A 22,414-nucleotide genomic window follows, 5' to 3' on the forward strand; every position below is an offset into this window, starting at 1 on the left:
ATTTGAAAAACACCTGACCGAAAACGATCAGATCGTTTCACATTTAAACCGCCACTTCCTTAAGCTCAGCCGTCAATTTTGGAATAACTTCAAAAATATCACCGACAATGCCATAATCAGCGACATTGAAAATATTGGCTTCCGGATCCTTGTTGATGGCTACGATTACTTTTGAGTTGGACATGCCGGCCAGATGCTGGATAGCACCGGAAATACCGACCGCAATGTACAGATCAGGGGTTACAACCTTACCAGTCTGACCAATCTGCAATGAATAGTCACAGTACTCCGCATCACATGCGCCACGTGAGGCACCAACTGCTCCACCCAGCACATCTGCCAGTTCATATAAAGGGTCGAAGCCTTCCGAACTTTTCACACCGCGACCGCCGGCAACAATAACATTGGCTTCTGACAGATCAACACCTTCAGACGCTTTGCGAATGACATCTTTAATGACGGTATTGAGATCTGTGACATCAACCTGTTTGGCTGTCACGTCACCGGAACGTGTATCATCCCGATCAAGCAGCGGTATGTTATTCGGACGGATGGTTACAAATGTCATGCCGCTTGAAATCACTTTTTTCTCAAATGCTTTGCCCGAATAAATCGGTCTGATAAAGACAGCCTGATCACCGTCATTTTCAATGGTGGTGGCGTCAGAAATCAAACCGGTGTCAAGCCTAGCCGCAAGCCGTGGTGTTAAATCCTTACCAATAGCCGTGTGCCCCATGACGATACCATCCGGTGATTCGTCCTCAATCACAGCCATAACAGCCTGCGAATAGCCTTCCGATGTATAGGTTGCCAAATTATCGTGCTTGACCGTCACGACACGGTCTGCACCGTAATAAATGACTTCCTGTGCCTGTTCGTTCATCTCATCACTGCCGCATAAGACACCGACAATTTCCGCTCCGGCATTAATCTTCTTGGCTGCAGCCACTGCTTCAAATGTTACATTCCGCAGTTCGCCATCTCTTGCTTCACAAATCACAAGTAATTTATCGCTCATTTTATTTCTCCTCTCCGTGTGGGTTGTCAGTTAAAGTACTTTTGCTTCATCTTTAAGCAGGGAGACTAGTTCTTTTACCTGGTCATCAACCTCGCCTTCCAAAATTCTTCCCGCTTCTTTCTCAGGAGGCAGAAATACATCAATCGTTTCTGTTTTGGCTTCGACATCCTCTTCTTCCAGATCTAAATCATCAATTTCCAGTTCATCCAACGGTTTTTTCTTAGCTTTCATAATACCGGGTAAGGAAGGATATCTTGGCTCGTTTAATCCCTGCTGACAGGTAGCCAGTAATGGAAGGCCGGTTGCAATTTTTTCGACGTCTCCTTCAACATCTTTATCAATATGGGCAGTGTCCTCATCAATGGCAAGCGCGGTTATCGTCGTCACATAATTGATTCCCAAACTTTCTGCCAGTCTTGGTCCGACTTGCCCGCTTGCTTCATCAATCGCTACATTACCAGCCAAAATGAGATCCGGTTCCTGATCCGCAAAATAAGCTTGCAGAATCTTGGCGGTGGTAACCTGATCACCATTCTCAATATCATCTTCCGTGTTGATCAGAACAGCTTTATCCGCCCCCATAGCAAGCGCGGTGCGTAATTGTTTTTCCGACTCTTCCCCGCCAACAGTAACGACTGTGACTTCCCCGTCGTGCTCATCCCGCTGCTTTATGGCTTCTTCCACGGCATATTCGTCATACGGGTTAATAATATATTCAGCGCCTTCATCTTCAATTCGCCCGTCTGATACAACGATTTTTTCTTCCGTATCAAATGTTCTTTTCAGCAATACATAGATGTTCATATAAGTTCCTCCTTTAGGTCACAATCTATTTATCCTGGAAGTTCGGTTTGCGTTTTTCAATAAATGCCTTTAGGCCTTCTTTCGCATCTGCCGACCCAAAAATACCGGCAAATGCCTTGGCTTCTTCTTGAACACCTTTAGCAAACTGTTCTGACTTGGCATAAGGAATCAGATCCATAATCGCGTTTATGGATAATTTACCCCTCGAAGCAATAATTTCAGCCAGTTCAAATGCTTTGTCATAAGCATTCCCACTTTGTACTGAATGATTGGCGAGCCCGAATACTTTTGCTTGTTCGCCGCTGATTGGCTCACCGCTTAGAATCATCTCATAGGCTTTAGCGGTACCAACATACTGCGGTAGGCGCTGTGTTCCGGCAAATCCAGGGATAATCCCAAGCGTTACCTCGGGCAGTCCAAGCTTGGCATCTTCGGTCACAACACGAATGTGACATGCCATTGCCAATTCCAGACCGCCTCCCAAAGCAGCACCGTGAATTGCAGCAATCACCGGTATTGGAAAATGTTCAATCCGGTCAAATATCCGCTGTCCTTTTTCCGACAGGGATTGATAAGCGGAAGTATCCTGCAGGGATGTCAATTCTTTAATATCCGCCCCGGCAGAGAAAAATTTACCCTCACCCGTTAACACAACGGCTTTCACGCTGGAATCGGTTTCAATTTGGTCCAGTAGTTCATTTAAATCATTTAGAAGGTGGCTTGAGAGAGCATTTGTTGGCGGGCTCTGGATAGTCAGTACCGCAACATGTTTTTTTGTCTCATAGGATAATGTACGCAAATCGATGTTCCTCCCCTCTATGACATTTTTAAGGAAAGACCATCCGTGATAAACGCGTGAGCATCCGGTGTCTGTGATGTAAGATCGTACTTCTGTTCCTTCATCACCCAGTTGGTAACAATTTCATCCATTGTACCAAAAATCATCTGTCTGACAAGCGGAATATTCAGATTATCACGAAAGACTTTTTCCTCGATCCCCTCTTTGATTATATCATCTATGACAGCAAGATAGGGTTTTAAAGCGTGATTGATTTTTAGTCTGAGTTCTTTATCAGACTGTCGTAACTCCAGCTGGGTAACAACTGCAAGATGGTGATCCTCTGAAAGCTGCCGGAAGTGCATTTCGATCAATGTGTACAGTTTTTCAACGGCATTGTTTTTATCACGGATAGCATTGGCAATTTTCTCAATAAATTGCCCCATTTTTTCTTCAAAAACAGATACGAGAATATCTTCTTTGTTTTTAAAATACAAATAAATGGTTCCGTCAGCGACCCCTGCTTTGCCAGCAATTTTGGCTACCTGTGAAGCATGATAGCCATTTTCTGCGATCACCTCAACAGCCGCTTCAATAATTTGATTGTACTTCGGTTTGTTTTTTTTCATGACGATCTCCTTAACAAATACGATACCAATAAATGAATGAATAGTCATTCACAATTTTATTTTACATGGCTGTGTGGCTTCTGTCAATATACAACTTGTTCAAACGATGTTCTGAATCAAACCGTCTCAGTTTTTGTTTGTTGCGCTTTCTCTTCCGCAACCAGCTGCCGGCGTAAAATTTTGCCAACCGCTGTTTTGGGCAATTCATCACGGAACTCGTATATCCTTGGTACTTTAAAAGCTGCCAGATTACTGCGGCAAAATGCGTTCAATTGCTTTTCATCAATCTGATGACCGGCTTTCAGGGCAACATAGGCCTTAACGGTTTCACCGCGGTACGGATCCGGAACACCTGCGACAGCAACTTCCTGAATAGCTTCATGCTCATATAATACTTCTTCCACTTCCCGCGGATAAATATTATAACCACCAGCGATAATCATATCCTTTTTCCGGTCAACAATATAAAAATAGCCACTTTCGTCCATATAGCCCACATCTCCCGTGAACAACCAACCGTCCTTTAAAACGTTATCGGTCTCTTCCTGATTGTTCCAATACCCTTTCATGACTTGCGGGCCACTGACAGCCACTTCGCCAATTTCACCGACTGGTGCCTCTTCACCGTTTTCCATTATGATTTTAGAATCTGTATCAGGCCACGGCACACCAATGCTACCGTTGACACGCTTCCCCCATATAAAATTGGCATGGGTGACAGGTGACGATTCAGTTAATCCATACCCTTCAACAAGATGTCCATCCGTCACTTTTTCAAATTGTTCCTGGACTTCCACAGGCAATGGTGCCGATCCACTGATACAGGCTTCAATGGACGATAAATCGTATTTTTTCAGATTGGGATGGTTCAATAATCCCACATAAATCGTTGGTGCGCCCGGAAACATGGTCGGCTTTTGCTTCTGGATCGTCTTAAGGACCTCTTCGGGATCAAATTTGGGAAGCAGGATCATTTTGTAACCGTACATAATAGACATATTCATGACAGCGGTCATCCCGTATACGTGAAAGAACGGCAGAACGCCTAAGACGGTTTCCTTACCAGGCTCAGCTTTATATAACCACTTCCGACACATTTGCACATTGGCAACCAGGTTATAGTGGGTCAGCATCACACCTTTTGGATTTCCGGTTGTTCCGCCGGTATACTGCAGTAATGCCAAATCATTTTTCGGATCCATATCAACTGGTGTATAGTGTTCATGACCCGTTTCCATAATCGTTTGCCAGATGTGTATATCTTCGGATGGTTCCACTTTCACAACCATGTTGTATTCTTTCTTTTGGATAAACGGATAAACCAAGTTTTTGGGAAAAGGCAAATAATCCTTAATCCCCGTGACAATCGTATGTTTTAACGGGGTGTTTCCGCGGACATGGGTGACGCGCGGCAATAGGATATCCAGGCAGACGATAAATGTTGCGCCTGAATCGTTCAGCTGGTATTCAAGCTCTCGCTCTTTGTACAGCGGATTGGTCTGGACAACAACCGCCCCTGCCAGCAATGCCCCATAATAACTGATGACCGCCTGCGGACAATTCGGCAACATCACAGCCACTCGATCACCCTTTTTCAGACCAAGCAACTGAAAATGGGCTGCCATTTTCCTTGCCTGTGAATAAACGTCCGCAAATGTCCATTCTTTCCCCATAAAGTGAAGCGCTTTCTTTTTAGGGAATTGTTCAGCTGTCGAGGCTAGAAAAGCATCAAGCGGCTTCTCATCATACGCAATGGTCGTCGGAATGTCATCTGGATAATGAACATGCCAATTCTTCTGTTTCACCATAAAACGTTTCCTCCTTTATGATTGCATACATTCATTATACCGATAAATGTGTATTTTTTGAAACTTTAATTACCTATTTTACGAAATTTTTCTAAAGGAAATAGAAAACCCCGACAACCAAAAACACCACAGCAACAACAAACATGATTTTTGCCAACCGTTCCAGCAACACGTTAATCTCCCCCAATACTCGCACCGATCACAAATGCCAGGCCGACGGAAATAAGCAGCGACATTAGACCTACTGCCTTATTACCGTGGCCGATTTCCTGATCGACTTTAATGGACGGTGTCATGAATTCAAAGATGATGTAGCCGAAAAGCAACAGGATGAATCCGAACGTCCCCCAGCCAATCATCTCCATCAGCGTATCGTTATGGGCTATGGACGCTCGGAAAATCACGGCCAACCCCATGATTTTTCCGCCGGTCGCCATAGCCACGGCAAAATTACCCCGTCTGATTTCCTGCCAATTATGGTAAGACGTAACAAACTCAAATATGGCCAGAAAAACAACCGTACAAAGAACAACAACACTGTATCTGGCGGCTGTTTCCACCAGAATGTTTTCCCAAAAACCAGTCATTTTCAACAAACCCCTTTGCCATTACGTCAATTCCAGAACCGTCACACCACTGCCGCCTTCCCCGGCTGAACCGGGTCTGTCTGCTGCAATCCGGGGGTGTTTTTTGGCAAATGCTTTTACACCCTTCCGGAGAGCGCCGGTACCTTTGCCGTGAATGATGAAAACTTTCGGGTAGCCCGCAAGCAGTGCATCATCGATATATTTTTCCAGCCTTCCGATCGCATCCTCATAGCGTTCACCACGCAAATCAAGCTCCGTTTTGACATGATAGCTAGAACCTTTGATGGTTGTTAGTGGCTTTTCGGTGGCAGGCTTTTTGTTATTTATCAACTGGATCTCATCACGTTTTACTTTGACTTTCATAATGCCGACTTGTATCAGGTACTCGTTCTCATTGACCTTTTCCAAAACTGACCCACGCTGGTTTGCTGACAACAGTTTAATATCGTCGCCTGGCTTCAGTTCTTGTTTTGTCGTGGGCTGTTTCGGTTTGTCCGGTTTTTCAGCAGACAGATTCGGCTGCGCTTCTTCAAGCATTTTACGGGCTTCAATCCATTCGTGTTCTTTTAATGCAGCATCTGTTTTCATTTGCCGTATGTCATTGACGATTGTTTCAGCTTCATCCCGTGCTTTTTCAAGTGCTTTGGCCGCTTTATCTTCCGCTTTTTTATATAATGCTTCCCGTTTATCTTCAAACTGTTGCCATGCGTTTTGTAAATCGTTTCGTAACGTTTCGCTTTCCTGCAATATATCATGCGCCTGCTCGTAATCCGCCTCAGCCTGACGTTGTGATTGTTCGAGGGAGGCAATCATATTTTCCACACTTGTGGCGTTCACCCCGACCTGGTTTTTGGCCTGGTCAATAACTGATTGGCTCATTCCCAGCCGTTTGGTGATGTCAAATGCGTTACTCCGGCCGGGTACACCAATCAGCAACCGGTAAGTAGGTTGTAATGTTTCCACATCAAATTCCACCGATGCGTTGACCACATTGTCCCGGTTATAACCGTAAGCTTTCAATTCGGGATAATGGGTGGTAGCCACGACACGTGCCCCCTGGGAAACCACATCATCCAGAATAGCCATAGCCAGGGCAGCACCTTCCTGAGGATCGGTACCCGCGCCGAGTTCATCAAACAGAACAAGGGATTTATGATTGATCTGACGAAGAATGGAGACGATATTGGTCATATGGGAAGAGAACGTACTCAAGCTTTGTTCAATCGATTGTTCATCCCCAATATCAGTAAAGACGTCATCAAAAATGGCCATTTGACAGCCATCAGCCGCAGGAATCTGCAAGCCGGACTGAGCCATTAACGTAAACAGCCCAATCATTTTCAATGTAACGGTTTTACCACCGGTGTTAGGGCCGGTTATGACGATGGACGTATAATCCTTCCCCAAAACAACATCATTGGGCACAACCTCATCATCAGGAATCAGCGGGTGCCGCGCTTGCTTGATGTCGATCAAGCCGTTATCATTCATGGCCGGCATAGCAGCCTTCATAAGCCTTCCTAGTTTCGCTCGTGCAACGATGAAATCAATTTGCGCCAATACGGTGACATTTTCATAAAGTATCGCTTCTTGATCCGCAATATGGGCGCTTAATTCGTGAAGAATCCGGTCAATCTCCTGTTTTTCTTTAACTTTTGCTTCTTGGAGCTGGTTATTCATGTCGATAATGGCTTTCGGTTCCATGAACAGTGTGGCACCGGAAGCGGACTGATCATGAACAATCCCGCCGATAGCCCCACGGTACGCCTGTTTTACCGGCAGAACATAACGGTCATTGCGAATCGTAATGATCGCATCCGACAACATCTTGCTCTGTGATTTGGTATAACTGTCCAATTTATCCCGTACGTTGCTTTCGTATGTGCGAATCGAGGAACGAATGCTTCGTAACTTAACAGAAGCACTATCCATCATGTTCCCTCTGTCATCGATGCAGCTGTTAATCGCTGTTTCCAGTTCACGTAATGTAACAATCCGGCCGGCCAATTCTTTTAAAATTGGTAAATCTTCTTCCATTTTTTCCAAAAACTGTTTAACCTGACGTGCGGCGTAAAGCGTAGTCGACACATCAAGGCATTCTTCAGCGGCCAAAACCCCGCCTATGACACTCCGTTTGATACTTGGCCGAATGTCAGCTATTCCACCTAATGGAACAGCCATATTCAACCGTAAAATCTGGCTGGCCTCATCGGTTTCCGCCTGCATTTCCCTCACGTCAGTTATATCAGTGGACGGTTTCAACTTGCCGGTTAATTCCTTTCCGATTGATGTTGCTGCCTGATTATTCAGTTGTTCGATGACTTTATCAAATTCCAACGTTTGATGTATAGGTTCATTCATCAGGCTTTTCTCCTTTAGCTGATTAAACGTTTCACGCGACTGAATTTATCTTTGATCTGACTCTATCGAACGATTCATAAAGTCGGTCAGTTTTTGTGTTGGCCACGTATTGATGACAGTCTCTTTTTTGAGCCACCCTTTGCGAGCAGCTCCGACACCATATGCCATATGATCAAGCATTTGATAATCATGAGCATCGGTGTTAATGGCGATTTTAACGCCTGCCTCCTGCGCCTTTTGCGCCCACTCACTTGACAAGTCGAGCCGGTTCGGGTTGGCATTAATCTCTAGAGCTGTATCCGTTTCTTTGGCACGCTCAATCAGCCGTTCAACATCGGCATTATACCCTTTACGACGGCCGATCAGTCTGCCTGTAGGATGGGCAATTAGGGATACATAAGGATTTTCCAGTGCAGCATCGAGCCGTGCCATGATTTGCTCCTGTGATTGATTGAAACCGGAATGAATCGCGCCGATAACAAAGTCCATTTCCTGTAAAAAGTCATCCGAAAAGTTTAGCGCTCCATCCGGTAAAATATCCATTTCCACACCGGCAAAAATATGAATATCCTGATACGTTTCATTTAACTTGGCAATTTCTTCCCGCTGTTTGCGCAATCGTGTTTCATTTAACCCGTTGGCTACCCGGAGAAACTTGGAATGATCTGTAATCGTTATATAGTCATATTGTTTCACGCGCGCCTGGTTGACCATCTCTTCCAGCGATTGCGCACCGTCACTCCAAGTCGTGTGCATGTGCAAATCACCACGGATATCGTCCAATTCAAGCAACGGGACGGGGTCGCGGAATGTTTCAACCTCCCCGGTATTTTCCCGGACTTCGGGCGGGATATAATGCAAGTTAAAATGTTCAAAAAATGCTTGTTCACTTGGAAATGTCACGATTTCACCGGTCTCTTCAACTTCAACACCATATTCATTGATTTTTTCACCTTTGGATTTGGCAAGCTGCCTCATGGCAACATTATGATCCTTGGAGCCGGTAAAATGGTGCAGTGTCGTCGCAAATTCCTCCGGCGCAACAATCCGGAAGTCCACATTAATGTCATAAACATCTTCAAGGGTGACGGACACTTTTGTGTCACCTTGTGCGATAATTTCCTTAATTCGATCCATTTCCAACAGACGGTCACGAACTGGCTGGAAATGGTCCGCCGCGATAATAAAATCAATATCCCGCACCGTTTCCCGCATTCGCCGTAAACTTCCGGCCCGGGAATACTGCCCGATTTCCGGAATCTTATCCAAATAACGTTCAAGCTGTTCAGCCAGTGGAAACATTGTCGCAATCGGCAGCCGTTCGGGACGCTCATTAGCTTCGTCAATCGCTGTTATCATTTTTTCAGCGGTCTTTTTCCCGAATCCTTCCAGCTGTTCAACGTCCCCTTTTTCACATGCGACCTTCAGCGAGTCAGCATCCGTAACACCAAGCTCCTGGTAAAGCTTGGCGAGCTTTTTTCCTCCGAGGCCAGGCAAGTTCAGCAGCGGCACCAAGCCCTGTGGGACTTCCTTTTCCAGCTGCGTTAGTGTTTCCGATGTCCCTTTCTGAATATATTCATCAATGACAGAAGCTGTCCCCTTGCCGATACCCTTTATTTTCGAAAAAGCGTCAATAGCCGCAATCGATCGGTCATCCCGCTCAAGTGCCTGGGCAGCTTTACGGTAAGCCGAAACTTTGAACGGATTTTCCCCCTTCAGTTCCAGCCGGACAGCGATATCCTCCAATAATTTAATAACGTCTTTTTTATTGACAGCCATACGATTCACCTGCTTTGTGTTCATTAAAAAAGCCGATTCAATTAAGGCTATCCCCATTGTACACAATGACAATCGGAATGCCTATTATTCGAACCAGCCTTTCATTTTGATTAATTGGCATTGATCAGGTCATCCATGCTCGTAAACCATAATGTCCTGATTTGTTCCGATAAAAATGGTGTGTGTTCAATGATATACAATGCGATCGATGAATCATTGATCCATGCCTGAATTTCCGTTAACGGCGTAAGGGCCAATATATATAAAACAATAAAAATCAACAGGTATATTTCCACAAAACCGAGTGCCGCACCAAGCAATTTATTAACCGAGCGCAATATCGGCAATTCCGCCACAAAATCAAGCATGGAAGCCATGATTTGCAGAAGTATTTTGACGGCAAAAAAGATAATCGCAAACGCAATGGCATTGTAGAAGGCGCCTTCCACCGGCAAGGCTTCCAAGAAGTCCGCCCATGCACTATCGCTGTCCAAATCAGGATATGGGATCCACAAAGCTAGCTGCGGTGCCAGCTCATCATAGTATAAAGCGGCTAGAATGAAGGCGGCCATAAACCCGATTAAATGAAATGCCTGCAGAATAAACCCGCGTTTCAGTCCAATTAAAAATCCAAAAATGAGTAATACGATTAAAACGAAATCTACCATTGACCATTAATCCTCTTTCTTATGTTGTGATCCAAGCAAGGCTGCATACGCTTCTTTTAATTTCATATAATCATTCATGGTGTTGACAGCAGTCAGTACAGCAAGTTCAGTCGTCGTAAGCTGCTGGTTTGCCCCGTGTATTTCGCGCATTTTCTGGTCAACCTGACTGGCGATCAGACGCACGTGACTTGTATCTTCATTTCCGACTATTGTATAATTTTTATTATATATTTCGACTGTTACCCGTGTTTTATCATCCTGGGCCACACCAGACACCCTCCTATCAGCATTGCAAACGATTGATTCACCCGATACTGATTAAAATTCGATATCAGCCCTATGTTACATCTTAAAATAATCTACTATATCGTAACACAAAAACGGCCAACCGGGAAATCCAAAAATTTACCGTAGGAACACCTAAACCTGTTGAAAATTGCTTGTCTTTTATTTCCATTATACCCCGGTGTTTGCTATTGTTGAAAACATCACATCAATTGGAGGATAATCATGCCACAGACCGTGTACCAATTACCAGCGGCTATGCTTGAAAACATGAAAACGTATTATACCGAGAGCCTGCAAACGCCCCCTCAAGGAGCGGTTTTTCGCGCCAAGACGGCCAATACCACCATAACGGCTTATAAATCCGGAAAAGTGTTATTTCAGGGTAACAACCCGGCAGCCGAAGCGGAAAAATGGACCGGCCATATGAAGGAAAAACCAGCACAGCCAAAGAAACCCGCTCCCAAATCCACTATGCCACCGCCAGATTCGCTCTTATCCGGAAGCCATATCGGATCAGATGAAGCCGGAACAGGGGATTATTTTGGACCAATCACCACAGCCGCGGTTTTTGTCAGGCAGGAACAAATGCCACTGCTTAAAGAATTAGGTGTAAAAGACTCCAAAAACCTGACTGATACAACCATCCGGCAAATCGCCGGAGATATCTTGGCGCTGGATATGCCGTATTCGCTTCTGGTTTTACGCAATACGAAATACAATAAGCTTAAAAAACGAGGATGGTCACAGGGAAAAATGAAAGCCATGCTCCACCACCATGCCATCAGCCATGTTTTAAATAAAATGAATGACGCGGAAACAGAAGGCATCCTGATTGATCAATTTTGTGAACCCGCCGTTTATAAAAAGCATATTGCAGCAGAACACGAACACCTTCATGAAAACACGTACTTCATGACCAAGGCAGAAAGTTATTCAATCGCTGTAGCGGCCGCGTCCATCATTGCGAGAACCAGCTTCGTAAAGGAGATGGACCAATTATCGAACCAGGCAGGCTTGACACTGCCGAAAGGTGCATCGGGAAAAGTAGACCAGGCAGCCGCCCGGATCATTAAATCACATGGCCAAGATTTTCTGGACACTTGTGCCAAAACCCACTTTGCCAACACGACAAAAGCGCTAAACAAGCTGTAAAACTAAAAAGAGCAGACACCGGCGTGAGTGCCTGCTCTTTCATATCAGGTGCGCACATAGGCGTCGAATGCGCCATTTACTTTGCTGATAATTTTCTGATAGGATTCTTCAACCTCATCATCTTTCAATGTTTTTTCCGGATCCTGATAAAGCAGGCTGTAGGCAATCGATTTTTTGCCCTCCGGTAAATTTTCACCCTTATAAACATCAAATATCTGCACGTTTTGAACGAGCGGCGCCCCGGCTGCTTCAATCATTGCTTTGATATCCCCGGCATTGACCGATTCATCAACAATAAAGGCAATGTCTCTTGCGACCGACGGATATTTCGGAATCGGCACGTAGTCTGTCCTATTTTGATAGACGTCCAATAAATAAGCCATGTCAATGTCAAATACGTACGTTTCTTTCAGATCCATCGTTTTTTCAAAGTTTGGATGGACCTGTCCAAAAAATCCAATCACACGATTATCGAGCGAGATCGTCGCACACCTGCCGGGATGCATATCGCGCAATTTTGCCTGTTCAAACGTTATCGGCATACCCAAAAAGTCAAACAACCCTTCAAGAATGCCTTTGACAACATAAAAGTCAACCGGTTTTTTCTCCTGTTGCCATGGATGGTTCAGCCACAATCCGGTAAGTGCCCCCGATAAGCGCATTTGTTCATCAGGCTGGCGTGAAGGGGTTTCTTCATGGGAAATAAAGACATTTCCCAGTTCAAAATAATGGATGTCCGTTTGCGTTCGTGCCAAATTATAGGACACGGTTCGCAAAAGTTCCGGCAAAATGCTCAGGCGCAAATATTTATGGTCTTCACTCATTGGCATGGCGAGTTGAACAGCGTTTGGTTTTTGTTCCTTGAGTTCCGGACTGATTAGCTTATCAATCATCACATCATCGGTTAATGAATACGTGATCGTTTCCATAAGCCCAGCACCTTGCAAATAGTTTTTAACGTCACGTTTCAATTGCTGTTTTGTCGTTAAACCGCCGGCCTGTGATGATCCGTGCGGCAAGGTATAGGGCAAATGATCATAGCCGTATATGCGGGCAACCTCCTCCAGCATATCTTCAAAAATGGTTATATCACCACGTCGAGTTGGGACATGTACAACAAACCGATCCTGTTCCTGTTCAAATGAAAACTGTAATTTCTGTAAAATAACGCCGATATCGCTTGTGGTGATCGCCGTACCAAGACGTTTATTAATGTCATCTGTTTCAATGGTCACGACTTTCTCACGGCGGTCTAACGCGTCAAAGGCAACGGGGCCTGCTAATATCGTCGCCCCGGCGTATTTTTCGAGTAAATGACAAGCACGCCATCCAGCCCGGTCCACCCGGTCAGGGTCAACGCCTTTTTCAAATCTAGCACTGGCGTCACTGCGCAACCCGGTATCTTTGACGGTGGTTCTGACTGCAGCCGGGTCAAAATAGGCGGCTTCCAGTAAAATAGTCGTCGTGTCATCTTTAACTTCTGTATTCGCGCCGCCCATCACACCGGCAAGGGCAACCGGTTCTTTTCCGTTTGTAATAACAAGATTCTCAGGCGTCAACGTTCTTTCTTCACCGTCGAGCGTCATCATCGTTTCATGCTCCCGAGCACGTCGCGTTACGACCAGATCAGAACCAAAACGGTCATAGTCAAAGGCGTGTAGCGGCTGACCATATTCGAGCAACACATAGTTGGTAATATCCACCACATTATTGATCGGGCGTATACCGGCGGCCATTAAAGCGTTGCGCATCCATAATGGGGATGGTTTGATCTCAACATCTTTAGCCATGAACGCGCCGTAATAAGGATTTAACTCAGGTGTTTCCACCTGGACGGAAATATAATCGTCTGCTTTTTCACTACCGTGTTCGACGTCTTCACTCGGAAGCGTCACATCCTGGTCAAGAATAGCTGCTGCCTCATAGGCCACACCAAGCATACTCAGAGCATCAGCGCGGTTTGGTGTGAGATCAAATTCCAGGATGGCATCGTTTAAATTCAGAAGCGGTTCAACACTTTCACCAACCGTGACATCATCCGGAAATACAAAAATCCCTTCAGCAACATCTTTGGGAACGTATTTTTCATCAACCCCGAGTTCCTGGAGTGAGCAAATCATGCCATTTGACTCGACACCGCGCAGCTTCACTTTTTTGATTTTGAAATTGTTGGGCAATACAGCACCAGGCTTGGCCACAGCCACTTTTTGGCCTTGACTGACGTTCGGTGCACCACAGATGATTTGCAGCTGGTCTTCACCAACATCTACTTGGCACAGGCTTAGTTTATCTGCATTCGGATGCTGCTCACATTGTTCGACATAACCGACGACAACCCCATCGCTTTTGTCGGCAAAATACTCGATTCCATCCACTTCGATACCGCTTTTTGTAATTTTTTCCGCAATTTCCTCAGGACTGTTTGACGCGATATCAACGTAGTTTCTCAGCCAATTTAACGACACAAGCATTACAGTGTCCCTCCTTTTGCATGGTGATATTGCGTCATAAAGCGCTTGTCATTCGTGTAGAAATGACGAATATCATCAATGCCGTACTTCAGCATGGCAATCCGCTCCGGTCCCATGCCGAATGCAAATCCGGTATATACATCGGGATCGTACCCGGCCATTTCCAATACATTCGGGTGAACCATCCCGCCTCCGAGAATTTCAATCCAGCCGGAGTGCTTGCAGACAGAACAGCCATCCCCTTTGCATACCTTGCAGGAGATATCCATTTCGACAGATGGCTCGGTGAACGGAAAAAAGCTTGGCCGCAGACGGATTTCCCGGTCATCACCAAACATGCTTTTGGCAAACGTGTCCAGTGTTCCTTTTAAGTCACTCATTCTGACATGTTCATCGACATACAGCCCTTCAATCTGTGTGAATTGATGGGAATGGGTAGCATCGTCTGTATCACGCCGGTAAACCTTCCCGGGACAGATCATCTTCACCGGCTGTGTTCCGCCATAATCCTGCATTGTTCTTGCCTGCACGGGTGATGTGTGCGTTCTGAGAAGCAGTTCATTTGTGAGATAAAATGTATCCTGCATATCGCGGGCAGGGTGTCCTTTTGGCAAGTTCAACGCCTCAAAATTATAATAATCGGTTTCCACTTCCGGACCTTCACGTACTTCATACCCCATCCCGATGAATAAATCTTCAATCTCTTCGATAAGACTTGTTAATAAATGCGGCCCGCCGACACGCACCGGGCGGCCCGGCAATGAGACATCAATGGCTTCTTTTTCCAGTTTTTCTTCCATTTCAGCCTGCTCAAGGTCAGCTGTTTTAGCCTCAATTGCCGCCGTAATCACCTCACGGACCTTATTCGCTATCTCGCCAACGACAGGCCGTTCTTCTTTGGATAGCTTCCCCATCCCACGTAACACATGTGTCAGGGATCCTTTTTTACCTAAATAGGTTACTTTTATTTCCTGAAGCGCTTTTAAATTGTTTGCCTCTTTGACTTCAGCGAGTGCCTCTTTGCGGATATCTTCCAATTGCTCTTTCATCCATATGCCCCCTTATACATTTTTTGGTCATGGTCACCATTAAAAAAAGCCTCTATCCCTAGAAGGGACGAGGCTGTATTGTCGCGGTACCACCCTTGTTGACACAACTGCTTCGTGTCCAACTTTAACATGATAACGGATGCCATCATCCGGGGCACCTTTACTTTTACAAAGGTCCAAGTGCCAGCTCCAGAGTGAAATGGCAGCAATTGTCACAGCGGAGATGCTCGCAGTCCATGACATCTCCTCCCTTTTTGCTGGACAGTGTATTGCCACCTGTCTCTTTCACAGCCTTTATAATGCGTTTTTAATCAAATTTCTTTTATTATAAATAATTTGGTGAAAAGATGCAACTATCTTATCAGTGAATACATTAATATGCCCGCTGCAACGCTGGCGTTGAGTGATTCAGCCTGCCCGTAAATTGGGATGTTAACAGTTTGATCGGCTAAAGCGATAATAGCGTCGTCAATGCCTGCCCCTTCGTTCCCAATGACTAACGCGGCTTTATCGCCCGCTTTCGCTTGATGAAATGGAATGGCATCAGCAAGGGCTGATGCCCAAACGACAACCCCTTCTGTCTGCAGCACAGGTATCATGCTGGTTAATATAGCATGCACGATCGGCACATGAAATAAAGAACCCTGTGTCGCGCGGACCACTTTATCATTGTACACATCAACTGTTCCCTCACCAAGCACGACCATGTCAAACCCAGCCGCATCTGCTGTCCGAATCATGGTACCCAGGTTGCCCGGGTCCTGAATCGAATCGATTATCAGTATCTTATCGCGGACTCCGACCTTTGGCTCTGTCATTTTAACCACTGCGGCAATTCCCTGGGGGGACTCAGTCCGTGTTATTTGCTGCATCACTTTATTGTTGACCAAGACAGGCATAAATGCTCTGCACCAGTCCGGGCAGTCAATCCCCTCTTCCACAATGATGTCGTCGATCTCCCAATTGCTTTGAACGGCCTCTTCAACTAAGTGAAACCCTTCCACCAGAAACATTCCGGACTGTTTGCGCCCTTTCCGCTTGTGCAGTTTTAACCACTGCTTCACTTTTGGATTCTGTAACGATGTTATCATGATCTTCAACCTACTTCGACATTTTTCCTTTATGATACATATTTTATGCTTTGTCGGTCAAACTATCGTTAGTTTAAAAAGCAGAAAAGGTGGTTTCATGGATCTGAATTTACGGAAAGCGATCGTATCCAATATTGCAACAAATGATCAGGAACAATTGGAAGCAACCATTGTCGATGCCATCGAGGACGGTGAAGAAAAAATGCTCCCTGGTTTGGGCGTTCTCTTTGAGCTAATTTGGGAACAGTCCGATGAACAGGACAAACAGGATATGATTAAAGCATTGGAACAAGGGGTTAAAGATGCGAGCGGCAAAGCGTAACGGAACATAAAGACAGGCGCATTTACGCACCTGTCTTTTTTTATGGAAAAAAACAGCCGCGTGCATGGGCTGCGCCAACATTTATATAGTCTATCGATCTATAGTTTCGTCAATATTTTTCTACTATTTTCAACACAATTGACCATTTTTTCAAAGAATGATATATAATGGAACTATTGTATTAAGACAAGGGACTTCATAATACATATCGTTTATAAGGAATCAGAAAGGAGATCATTTATGGAGGAAAATGCGAAAAAAGGGGTGCCTAAAAAATACATAGCCATTATTGTGGTGGCTGTACTCATTGTTGGTGGGAGTGTGGCTGCTTTTATGGTGGTAACTGGTACCCCTAAAGCACAATACTTTAAAGCAGAAAAAAACACAATTGAATTTCTGGCAGAAAAAGGGGAGGAACGGTATCAGCCGGAATTTGATTGGGCGGAAACAACAATGGAAAATCCGATTGAAAATACCCTGGAATTATCCGCCGAATACAACGGACCTCCAAGCAATAATATGGGCATGGGCCCCGAACAACTGCTTAATCAATCAACTTTGCAGCTGACATCGCAATTGAACCAAGATAACAACCGGATGGCAGCGGACATGCAACTCAATTTTGGCGGGATCGAGATGAACAATATCAGTATGTACCTTGACGCCGATAATGCTAGATTACAGTTGCCGTTCCTGGAAGAAATTCTGCAAATAAACGATAGCGAGTTGTCGGAACTGCTGCAGGAAGCAGATCCGGCACTCAACGATGTGAATATGGATTTTGAATACATTTTTAATCAAATGGATGGCATGTTGTCAGATGAAGACCAAGCTTATATAACAGAGGAATATCTGACCATGGTTTATGGGGAACTTTCGAGTGATGCCTTTGCAACAGCGGATGAGACTGTGACTGTTCAGGATGAGTCAGTTGATACGAAAAAAATCACCCTCCAGCTGTCTGAACAGGACGTAAAAGAACTCACAACAACGATTCTGGAGAAAATGAAACATGATGACCAATTAAAAGACATCATTGAAGCGCAAATCAAACAGCAACAATTTGGCATGTTCGCTTCCAATACGATGCCTGCCGAAATGGAAAACGAAGTGAACACAATGATGGATGATTTCGAGCAATCAATTGATGAAGCTATTAATGGCGTGGAAGATTTCCAGATTCCCGACGGCTTAACCTCTGTTATCTGGGTACAAGATGACCTGATCGTACAGCGTGATCTTTCCATCAGCCTAGCACCTAAAAACGAGGAATTGACTACTTTGACAATCAATGGTAGTCAATTATTAAAGGATGAGCACCAAAAACTTGACTATGAGTTAGCGATTGACGACATGGAACTTATGTTTGACGCCGATCTCTCCCATCAGGATGATGTGCTTGACGACTCGATTACAATTGGCGCGGATGATATCGAGCTATCCTATACCGGTTCATCCACGCTTCAGGACGGCACAAGGGATTTTGAACGAACCGTCACATTTAACAGCCCAAGCCCAAATGGCTCCGGCAGTCTAATCTGGAGCGGAGAAGCTACGTATGATCAGGACCAGAAAAGTGCCGACCACACACTATCGGTGGAAATGCCGGATTTGCCACAGGATATCGTCAGCCTGCATGTCAGTAACGATGCCAAGACCATTCATGAAGTTGAACAGCCTGATGGTGACAATGTAAAAGACCTTGGCAACATGTCTGTTGATGAGTTGGAGCAATATTTTCAAACCGACGTTACCCAACAATTCGAGCAATGGCTCATGGGACATATGGGTGTCCCCGGCGGTAATATGAACAGTTTCTAATAAGGAAGTGCCGGCATGACATTTATAAAGCACACGTTATTGTTCATACGAAGCAATCTTAAGACATTACAGAGGAAGTGGTTCTCACTTCCTCTTCTTTTACTGTTTCCGATTATACTCATATCCCTTGTTACGGTTGTTGCTATTTCCATCTTCATGCCCGAAGACACAGAACCGATTCATGTCGGGTTGGTTGATTTGGACCAATCAAAGGAAACCCAAACAGTTGTCGGTTTAATTGAAGAGTCATCACAACTGGGAAGTGTCATTCACATCGAGGAAATGACCAAAACCCAGGCCGAAAAGCAGATTAGCACCCAATTGAGTGCCTTTGTGACTTTTCCTGAAGGCTTCACAAAAAGTTTGTATAATGGAAATTCAGTCACCTTACATATAACCGGTAATCCCGGAAAGCAAACGGAAAGTTATCTTGTCAAAGAAGTGCTCGACAGTATTGCCAGACATATCCGCGCGTCACAGGCTAATATTTTAACGGTAAACGTTTACGCCAAACAGTTGTCCATTGATAACGAGACACGTCAGGACATACTCCTCCAGCAATTTAATGACTTTCTCATTTATGCCGTCGGAAAAGACAAAATGATGGATGAAAAACAAATCACAAATCAGGCCAGCACCTCACCCGTTCAATACTATGGTCTTGCCGGATGGTTCATGATGGTGACGATTTGGCTGTTCATATTTTATTCATTTTTTACAACTGAGGCGCAAGCGCGCATGCAAAACAGAATGCGTTTATATGGTGTCACCATACGGCAGCAACTGACGGCGAAAATCGTGACAGCATTTGTACTGACCTGCATTTTGGCCGGCATGGCAATCTATACATACGTCACATTAATGGATATGGCATTATATGGTGAGGATTATGGTCGCATCACTGTAATAACCGGATTATACAGTTTCACATACCTCGTCATACTGGCCATTCTCGAAACGATAATCACTGGACAAAAAGGACGACTGCTTGCTCAGTCAATGTTCACACTTATTGTTTTATTGGCAAGCGGGGCCATTATACCAACCTTGTATTTCCCGTTATATGTGCAGGATCTGCTCCCGTACGTTTTTGCCAGTGAAGCCTTCCACTGGCTGCAGGAGATATTATTGGAAAACCGGCTGTATGCCGATTATATACCGATGGCGCTTATACTGATGGCTGTTCTACTACTGTTGATTGGCACGACGGTATGGAAGGAGCGTACGATTCCATGAAACAGATCATAACAACACGTCTTATGCACTGGAAAAAACATTGGATCAGCCTTATTTTCTGGCTTTTGTTTCCCGTCATAGCTACCATCAGTATAACGCTCATAACCGGTACACTACAGGAAGATGCCAACGTTCCTGTCGGTATTGTCCAAGAGGAACATACGGACGCTGCCGAAGAATTGATACAGGAAATAAAGTCAACACCGTTTATCAGGATGGAATTACGTTCTGAAGAAAAGGCACTGTCTGATTTGGAAAAACATGCACTGGACAGTGTGTTCATTATTCATGAAGGTTTTCAAGACAATGTGCGACAGGATAACCGGCAGCAACTGATCACCAGTTATCAGACCAATTTATCGTTCGCCTACTCACCCGTCAAGGAAATGATTCTATCATACGTACAGCAGGAAACCGGCCGGTCCAAAGCAGCATTTGTTATCAAAGAACTGGAAAAGCAATACGATGGACAAGAAGCGTGGACAATCGAGGAAATCATGTCCAAAAGCCGGGAAATCCAGCAAGACGAAAACTTGCTGGACACAGCTTTTTCGTTTCACGATGCCCCGGCAGGATCACGTGATAACCCACGACTCTTCCCGGTTTGGGAGATCTGGGCGATTGCCATGCTTCTTTCCACATTGCTTATTTTTGACTGGGTTATGAAAGAAAAACAATCGCGTGCCCTGTTACGCCTTGCTTTTTCACGGAAAACGTTAAAATCATACCTGCTGCAAAACTTTATCGTATACAGTGTCGTGTTATTAATGGTTGATTTTTTCACCGTCAGTATAATCTATTTTCTATTCGGGGAATGGGTCAGTCTCATGAATCTACTGGTTTACCGCCTATTCGTCTGTATAGCAGCATTCCTGTTTGCTCAATTTTTCAGGAACGTATTTTTATATTATATTGTGTCATTTGCGCTGGTTTTGATTGTTGGGATTAGCAGTGGTGTTATGCTTCCATCAGGGATAGGCGGCAGCTGGTCATGGTTTGATCCCGTAAACCCATTGGCGCCACTATTTTCAGGAAAATATATCAGCCTGTGGTCTGTCTTGGTTACAGTATTTGCTGTTATTTGGCTGTTCAGAAAGGAGCGATATGATGCTTGAGGTTCAATCATTGTCAAAAGCCTATGGAAAGAAGCAGGTTTTGGATTCACTTTCATTTTCAGTCAAACCCGGCGAAATCATTGGCCTTGTTGGTGAAAACGGCGCGGGCAAGTCAAGCCTGCTGCAGATTCTTGCTTCATTATCCAGGCCAACGTCCGGTACCATCACGTTGAACAACCAGTCGTACAAGACTGAGTTAAAAAAGGTCCGCCGGCAAATCGGCTTTGCCCCGCAGGATGTCGCGCTATGGGAGGAATTTACAGTTGCGGAAAATATGGTGTTTTTCGAAAAGCTTGCCTGGAACCGGCTAAATAAGGATCAACTCAGACAGCTTTGCTCTGAAATGAAGCTGGACAAGTGGGACGATCCGGTCAATACGCTTTCAGGCGGCATGAAGCGTAAACTAAATATCGCGATCAGCCTGATTCATGAGCCTAATTTGTTACTGCTTGACGAACCGACTGCGGGAATTGATTTGAAATCACGCAAGGAAATTGGCGCATATTTAAACAACCTAGCAAAATCTGATGGGAAAATGATTTTATATACATCACATGATATGGATGAAATTAGGCAATTATGCGACAAGATTTATTGTATTGGTAATGATCCATTTTATTACCAGGTGTTAAAGGCATATGGTGAGAATCCGATTTCATTGTAACTTTTTGTTGCCTATTGACGTTTTCCGTTATAAACTGAACGTAACAGGATGAGGAGATGGATTTATGGATATACGTCGTCTGCAATCATACATACAGCAACAGGCAATGGCCACGCTAACATCATCCGGGTCCCCCGGCACCCCATGGAATAGGCCCATGACAGATGAACCATTCAAGCTTTTGCTCCAGCAGCAGATCAATCATGATCACTCGACTGAACAGGTCCAATTAGATGCTGGATCAAACGACGATACGGTAGGGAAATATTCAGGGCTGAACAGCCAGCCAGGGGGCCATATCAGTCAACTTTCACCCGGTGTCGCGGTCAACACTGCCTCACGGGATACATTGAATGCTGACATAGCACAAGCTGCTGAAAAATATGGGGTCGATCCTGAATTGATTCATTCGGTCATTGAAGCGGAGTCAAATTATAACCCGAATGCGACAAGCCGTGCCGGTGCACAGGGGCTGATGCAGCTCATGCCGGAAACAGCGGTGGCTCTTGGTGTTACCAACCCTTATGATCCGCAGCAGAATATTGACGGTGGGGTAAACTATTTGAGCCGGATGCTTGAGACGTATAACGGCAATATAGAACTGGCGCTTGCTGCTTATAATGCCGGTCCCGGGAATGTGGACAAATACCAAGGTGTCCCGCCATTTAACGAAACAAAGCAATATGTTGACAACGTCATGACCCGCTACTTGACGTAGGATAAAAACGCCTGGCATGTGTTCAGGCGTTTTTATCTTTCCTATTTCATCAGTA

Annotated in this window: 20 protein-coding genes; 7 read left to right on the forward strand and 13 right to left on the reverse strand. The window is 44.9% G+C overall.

Annotation, left to right across the window (positions count from 1 at the left end):
* Nucleotides 1–43 precede the first annotated feature (43 nt).
* The 10 genes from ACFQ4A_RS10965 to zapA all read right to left on the reverse strand — a co-directional run bounded on the left by ACFQ4A_RS10965 (nt 44) and on the right by zapA (nt 10,699).
* Nucleotides 44–1,018 carry an electron transfer flavoprotein subunit alpha/FixB family protein gene (locus ACFQ4A_RS10965; RefSeq protein ID WP_382400504.1) on the reverse strand — a complete coding sequence of 325 codons (975 nt, stop codon included), beginning with the start codon at nt 1,016–1,018 and terminating at the stop codon, nt 44–46.
* A gap of 30 nt (nt 1,019–1,048) precedes the next feature.
* The gene (locus tag ACFQ4A_RS10970; protein WP_382400506.1) at nt 1,049–1,822 is read right to left on the reverse strand and encodes an electron transfer flavoprotein subunit beta/FixA family protein; all 774 of its coding nucleotides are present in this window, start codon (nt 1,820–1,822) and stop codon (nt 1,049–1,051) included.
* Nucleotides 1,823–1,847: 25 nt separating this feature from the next.
* Nucleotides 1,848–2,621 (reverse strand): enoyl-CoA hydratase, encoded by a 774-nt coding sequence (locus ACFQ4A_RS10975; protein WP_382400508.1) that lies wholly within the window; start codon nt 2,619–2,621, stop codon nt 1,848–1,850.
* Nucleotides 2,622–2,638: 17 nt separating this feature from the next.
* On the reverse strand, nt 2,639–3,229 hold the full coding sequence (locus ACFQ4A_RS10980) for a TetR/AcrR family transcriptional regulator (protein WP_382400510.1): 591 nt from the start codon (nt 3,227–3,229) through the stop codon (nt 2,639–2,641).
* Nucleotides 3,230–3,345: 116 nt separating this feature from the next.
* Entirely contained in the window at nt 3,346–5,037 is a 1,692-nt protein-coding gene (locus ACFQ4A_RS10985; protein WP_382400512.1) for a long-chain-fatty-acid--CoA ligase, read from the reverse strand.
* Nucleotides 5,038–5,210: 173 nt separating this feature from the next.
* On the reverse strand, nt 5,211–5,624 hold the full coding sequence (locus tag ACFQ4A_RS10990; RefSeq protein ID WP_382400513.1) for a DUF350 domain-containing protein: 414 nt from the start codon (nt 5,622–5,624) through the stop codon (nt 5,211–5,213).
* A 21-nt stretch (nt 5,625–5,645) separates the two neighbouring features.
* The gene (locus ACFQ4A_RS10995) at nt 5,646–7,985 is read right to left on the reverse strand and encodes an endonuclease MutS2 (RefSeq protein WP_382400515.1); all 2,340 of its coding nucleotides are present in this window, start codon (nt 7,983–7,985) and stop codon (nt 5,646–5,648) included.
* Between the two features lie 45 nt (nt 7,986–8,030).
* Nucleotides 8,031–9,764, reverse strand: coding sequence for a DNA polymerase/3'-5' exonuclease PolX (gene polX, locus ACFQ4A_RS11000; protein WP_382400517.1), 1,734 nt, complete (start codon nt 9,762–9,764; stop codon nt 8,031–8,033).
* Nucleotides 9,765–9,874: 110 nt separating this feature from the next.
* Nucleotides 9,875–10,432, reverse strand: a complete 558-nt coding sequence (locus ACFQ4A_RS11005; protein WP_382400519.1) for a CvpA family protein — start codon at nt 10,430–10,432, stop codon at nt 9,875–9,877.
* Between the two features lie 6 nt (nt 10,433–10,438).
* Nucleotides 10,439–10,699: a cell division protein ZapA gene (gene zapA / locus ACFQ4A_RS11010; RefSeq protein ID WP_382400521.1), complete on the reverse strand. Its 261-nt coding sequence runs from the start codon at nt 10,697–10,699 to the stop codon at nt 10,439–10,441.
* Between the two features lie 243 nt (nt 10,700–10,942).
* Here zapA and rnhC point away from each other — a divergent pair, with 243 nt between their 5' ends.
* Nucleotides 10,943–11,872, forward strand: a complete 930-nt coding sequence (gene rnhC, locus ACFQ4A_RS11015) for a ribonuclease HIII (protein WP_382400523.1) — start codon at nt 10,943–10,945, stop codon at nt 11,870–11,872.
* Nucleotides 11,873–11,916: 44 nt separating this feature from the next.
* Here rnhC and pheT read toward each other — a convergent pair whose 3' ends face one another.
* From pheT to ACFQ4A_RS11030, 3 genes are all read right to left on the reverse strand, one after another.
* Nucleotides 11,917–14,343, reverse strand: coding sequence for a phenylalanine--tRNA ligase subunit beta (pheT, locus tag ACFQ4A_RS11020; RefSeq protein ID WP_382400524.1), 2,427 nt, complete (start codon nt 14,341–14,343; stop codon nt 11,917–11,919).
* Nucleotides 14,343–15,392 carry a phenylalanine--tRNA ligase subunit alpha gene (gene pheS, locus ACFQ4A_RS11025; RefSeq protein WP_382400526.1) on the reverse strand — a complete coding sequence of 350 codons (1,050 nt, stop codon included), beginning with the start codon at nt 15,390–15,392 and terminating at the stop codon, nt 14,343–14,345. Before pheS ends, pheT begins: the two co-directional genes overlap by 1 nt.
* A 353-nt stretch (nt 15,393–15,745) precedes the next feature.
* Nucleotides 15,746–16,483 (reverse strand): TrmH family RNA methyltransferase, encoded by a 738-nt coding sequence (locus tag ACFQ4A_RS11030; protein ID WP_382400528.1) that lies wholly within the window; start codon nt 16,481–16,483, stop codon nt 15,746–15,748.
* A 97-nt stretch (nt 16,484–16,580) separates the two neighbouring features.
* On the opposite strand from ACFQ4A_RS11030, the gene sspI reads away from it, so the two are divergent.
* The 6 genes from sspI (at nt 16,581) to ACFQ4A_RS11060 (ending at nt 22,359) form a co-directional block, all read left to right on the forward strand.
* The gene (sspI, locus tag ACFQ4A_RS11035) at nt 16,581–16,805 is read left to right on the forward strand and encodes a small acid-soluble spore protein SspI (protein WP_382400530.1); all 225 of its coding nucleotides are present in this window, start codon (nt 16,581–16,583) and stop codon (nt 16,803–16,805) included.
* 240 nt (nt 16,806–17,045) lie between these two features.
* Nucleotides 17,046–18,626: a hypothetical protein gene (locus tag ACFQ4A_RS11040; RefSeq protein WP_382400532.1), complete on the forward strand. Its 1,581-nt coding sequence runs from the start codon at nt 17,046–17,048 to the stop codon at nt 18,624–18,626.
* A 15-nt stretch (nt 18,627–18,641) separates the two neighbouring features.
* On the forward strand, nt 18,642–19,862 hold the full coding sequence (locus ACFQ4A_RS11045) for an ABC transporter permease (protein WP_382400534.1): 1,221 nt from the start codon (nt 18,642–18,644) through the stop codon (nt 19,860–19,862).
* A complete protein-coding gene (locus ACFQ4A_RS11050; RefSeq protein ID WP_382400536.1) occupies nt 19,859–20,977 on the forward strand; it encodes an ABC transporter permease in 1,119 nt (372 codons plus the stop codon). The genes ACFQ4A_RS11045 and ACFQ4A_RS11050 overlap by 4 nt, the downstream gene beginning before the upstream one ends.
* Nucleotides 20,970–21,641, forward strand: a complete 672-nt coding sequence (locus tag ACFQ4A_RS11055) for an ABC transporter ATP-binding protein (protein WP_382400538.1) — start codon at nt 20,970–20,972, stop codon at nt 21,639–21,641. The genes ACFQ4A_RS11050 and ACFQ4A_RS11055 overlap by 8 nt, the downstream gene beginning before the upstream one ends.
* A gap of 64 nt (nt 21,642–21,705) precedes the next feature.
* Nucleotides 21,706–22,359, forward strand: a complete 654-nt coding sequence (locus tag ACFQ4A_RS11060; RefSeq protein ID WP_382400540.1) for a lytic transglycosylase domain-containing protein — start codon at nt 21,706–21,708, stop codon at nt 22,357–22,359.
* The last annotated feature ends 55 nt before the right edge of the window (nt 22,360–22,414 follow it).

It is taken from the genome of Lentibacillus salinarum, from assembly GCF_042679865.1.
GTDB classification, from domain to species: domain Bacteria; phylum Bacillota; class Bacilli; order Bacillales; family Amphibacillaceae; genus Lentibacillus; species Lentibacillus salinarum.

Bases quoted from the DNA above. Each gene is read 5' to 3' on its own strand.
- ACFQ4A_RS10965 (WP_382400504.1), bottom strand. From the start codon at position 1,018: ATGAGCGATAAATTACTTGTGATTTGTGAAGCAAGAGATGGCGAACTG.
- ACFQ4A_RS10970 (WP_382400506.1), bottom strand. From the start codon at position 1,822: ATGAACATCTATGTATTGCTGAAAAGAACATTTGATACGGAAGAAAAA.
- ACFQ4A_RS10980 (WP_382400510.1), bottom strand. From the start codon at position 3,229: ATGAAAAAAAACAAACCGAAGTACAATCAAATTATTGAAGCGGCTGTT.
- ACFQ4A_RS10985 (WP_382400512.1), bottom strand. From the start codon at position 5,037: ATGGTGAAACAGAAGAATTGGCATGTTCATTATCCAGATGACATTCCG.
- ACFQ4A_RS10990 (WP_382400513.1), bottom strand. From the start codon at position 5,624: ATGACTGGTTTTTGGGAAAACATTCTGGTGGAAACAGCCGCCAGATAC.
- ACFQ4A_RS10995 (WP_382400515.1), bottom strand. From the start codon at position 7,985: ATGAATGAACCTATACATCAAACGTTGGAATTTGATAAAGTCATCGAA.
- polX (WP_382400517.1), bottom strand. From the start codon at position 9,764: ATGGCTGTCAATAAAAAAGACGTTATTAAATTATTGGAGGATATCGCT.
- ACFQ4A_RS11005 (WP_382400519.1), bottom strand. From the start codon at position 10,432: ATGGTAGATTTCGTTTTAATCGTATTACTCATTTTTGGATTTTTAATT.
- rnhC (WP_382400523.1), top strand. From the start codon at position 10,943: ATGCCACAGACCGTGTACCAATTACCAGCGGCTATGCTTGAAAACATG.
- pheT (WP_382400524.1), bottom strand. From the start codon at position 14,343: ATGCTTGTGTCGTTAAATTGGCTGAGAAACTACGTTGATATCGCGTCA.
- pheS (WP_382400526.1), bottom strand. From the start codon at position 15,392: ATGAAAGAGCAATTGGAAGATATCCGCAAAGAGGCACTCGCTGAAGTC.
- ACFQ4A_RS11030 (WP_382400528.1), bottom strand. From the start codon at position 16,483: ATGATAACATCGTTACAGAATCCAAAAGTGAAGCAGTGGTTAAAACTG.
- sspI (WP_382400530.1), top strand. From the start codon at position 16,581: ATGGATCTGAATTTACGGAAAGCGATCGTATCCAATATTGCAACAAAT.
- ACFQ4A_RS11040 (WP_382400532.1), top strand. From the start codon at position 17,046: ATGGAGGAAAATGCGAAAAAAGGGGTGCCTAAAAAATACATAGCCATT.
- ACFQ4A_RS11045 (WP_382400534.1), top strand. From the start codon at position 18,642: ATGACATTTATAAAGCACACGTTATTGTTCATACGAAGCAATCTTAAG.
- ACFQ4A_RS11050 (WP_382400536.1), top strand. From the start codon at position 19,859: ATGAAACAGATCATAACAACACGTCTTATGCACTGGAAAAAACATTGG.
- ACFQ4A_RS11055 (WP_382400538.1), top strand. From the start codon at position 20,970: ATGCTTGAGGTTCAATCATTGTCAAAAGCCTATGGAAAGAAGCAGGTT.
- ACFQ4A_RS11060 (WP_382400540.1), top strand. From the start codon at position 21,706: ATGGATATACGTCGTCTGCAATCATACATACAGCAACAGGCAATGGCC.